Source organism: Longivirga aurantiaca (genome assembly GCF_042660085.1).
Classification (GTDB): Bacteria; Actinomycetota; Actinomycetes; order S36-B12; family CAIYMF01; genus Longivirga; species Longivirga aurantiaca.
Map to the genome: position 1 here is coordinate 1 of NZ_JBHSTI010000069.1, position 2,217 is coordinate 2,217.

Consider the following 2,217-nt stretch of genomic DNA (forward strand, 5'->3'; position numbering starts at 1 on the left):
TACAGCCGGGTACGACGCGATCTCCATGACGTCCACGCACCTCCAGGTGCAGGACAGCGCGCAGCAGGCCGCCGCCATCGGGTACGACACCCTGGTCCAGAAGAAGTCCCAGAAGGCGGCATACGCCGCGGTCCTGCGCTTCGCGGACGAGGTCGGCTACGACGTCGTACCCGGGTCGTTCCGGGTCAGCAAGGACCGCACGGTGACCGTGACGTTCCGCGGCGAGGCGCGCACCATCGCCTCGAGCCACCTCCCGAGGGTCAAGGACTACGTCGTCGCCACGGGCACCGGCACCGCCGGCGACCCGATCCGGTAGCGGGCGGCGAGCTCGGTGGGCATGCGCGAGACGGCTCGAGGCAGGACCGCGGCGACGGCGATCGCGTCGGCCGTCGCCGTCCTGGCCACGGCGTTCCTCGTCACCCTGCCTGCCGGCACCGCGAGCGCCGACCCCGACCTGAGCCAGGCCCGCGCCGCGGCCGACGTGCTGCGCGACAAGGTCGACCGGCTGCACGCCGAGGCCGAGGCAGCCGCCGAGGACTACGGCGATGCCAACGACGAGCTCGACCAGGTCGTCGCGAAGCTCATCAGCTCGGACGAGGACCTCGACGCCGCGAACATCGACGTCCTCGTGGCCGACGGCCGCACGGCCGACGCCGCCCGGCAGATGTACATGAGCGGTGGGCCCAGCGCCCTGTACGCGAGCGTGCTCACCGGCGAGGACATCGGCGACGTGCTCGACCGCATCGCCTCGGTCGACTCCGTGGTCCGGGGCTCGATCGTCGCCGGCAGCGACGCCCGCGAGCGCGCGGCCGCCGCCAAGGTGACCACCCAGGACCTCGCCCTGCTCACCGCGCAGCGCCGTGCCCTCGAGGACCGCAAGGTGGCCGCCGCCGAGAAGGCCGCGGCGTACCTCAGCGAGGCCAACGCCGCGCTCGAGGAGGCGAACGGGCTCGTCCGACGACTCGTCGAGGAGGAGCGCGCCCGCGCCCAGGCCGCCGCCGAGGCCGCCGCCCGCGCCGCCGCCCTCGACGCCCCCTGGACCACGAACCCGGTCCCGAAGGACTCCCTGGCCGCGATGGATCGCGCGATCGCCGAGGCCGGTGCCGACCCGGCCACGCCGTACGCCGCGGCGGCGCTCACGGACGCCCGCCGCTGGCTGGGCACGCCGTACTCCGCCGGCGGTGGCGGCCGCAACGGCCCCGGCATCGGCTGGTGCTCCTCGCTGGCCCCCGACGACGGCCGCACCGACGACGGCAACTGCCTCGCCGAGAGCACCGTGGGCTTCGACTGCTCGTCGTTCGTGCTGCGGGTGTACAGCCAGGCGGGGATCAACCTGCCGCGCACGTCGCGCCAGCAGTGGCACGCCGGCACGCCGGTGGCGCTGAAGGACCTGAAGCCCGGCGACCTGATGTTCTGGGCCTACAACACGGGCAACCCGTCGTCGATCCACCACGTGGCGATCTACATCGGCCACGGCCTCATGGTGCACTCGCCGCACACCGGCGATCACGTCCGCGTGGCGTCGGTCTACCTCCGCGGCTACATCGGCGCCGTCCGCCCGTCCTAGGCACCGATCCGCAACGGCACGGCGCCCGGAGCCACCGGGACGGTCCTTTCCCGGGGCGGCTCGGCTTAGGCTCGGGGGCATGGCCGGGACACGCGGGGGACGCGGGAGCCGGGGGACGCGCACGGGCGCCACCCCCCTCGTACCCGATCTCGTCGTCCTCGGCCGCTACCGCCTGGTCGACCGCGTCGCCGACAACGGCGGCACCTCGCTCTGGCGCGGGGTCGACGACCGCCTGCGCCGGCCCGTCGCGGTGCGGTTCATGGCCATCGACGACGCCCTGGCCGACGACCTGCGGCTCGCGGCGGCGCGGGCCTCGCGCGTGACCGACCGGCGCGCGGTCGCCGTCCTCGACATCGACTCCGACCTCGTCACCGAGAAGCTCGTCATCGTCACCGAGTGGCTCGCCGGCACGACGCTCGGCGACCTCATCGCCTCGCGAGGCGGAGAGCCGATGCCCGCGCGCCAGTCGGCGCTCATCGCCCTCGAGGTCGCACGGTTCCTCGCCGCGGCCGACGAGGAGGGCGTGCCGCACGGCCGCATCCGGCCCAACTGCGTGATCGTCACCGACACCGGCGAGGTGCGGGTGCGCGGCCTCGGCGTCGACAGCGTGCTGTACGGCGTCGACCCGGGCGACGACCCGATCGCGGCCG

At 74.5% G+C, this 2,217-nt stretch carries 2 protein-coding genes and 1 pseudogene; all 3 read left to right on the plus strand.

Annotated features, from left to right (window positions below; translation table 11 throughout):
- Positions 1-316: hypothetical protein (locus ACFQGU_RS17840; RefSeq protein ID WP_386769048.1), on the plus strand; the 316-nt coding region annotated here is incomplete at its 5' end.
- A gap of 21 nt (positions 317-337) precedes the next feature.
- The gene (locus ACFQGU_RS17845) at positions 338-1,567 is read left to right on the plus strand and encodes a C40 family peptidase (protein ID WP_386769049.1); all 1,230 of its coding nucleotides are present in this window, start codon (positions 338-340) and stop codon (positions 1,565-1,567) included.
- A gap of 79 nt (positions 1,568-1,646) precedes the next feature.
- Positions 1,647-2,217: pseudogene (locus tag ACFQGU_RS17850) on the plus strand (hypothetical protein); the annotation flags it as partial.

Bases quoted from the DNA above. Each gene is read 5' to 3' on its own strand.
- ACFQGU_RS17845 (WP_386769049.1), top strand. From the start codon at position 338: ATGCGCGAGACGGCTCGAGGCAGGACCGCGGCGACGGCGATCGCGTCG.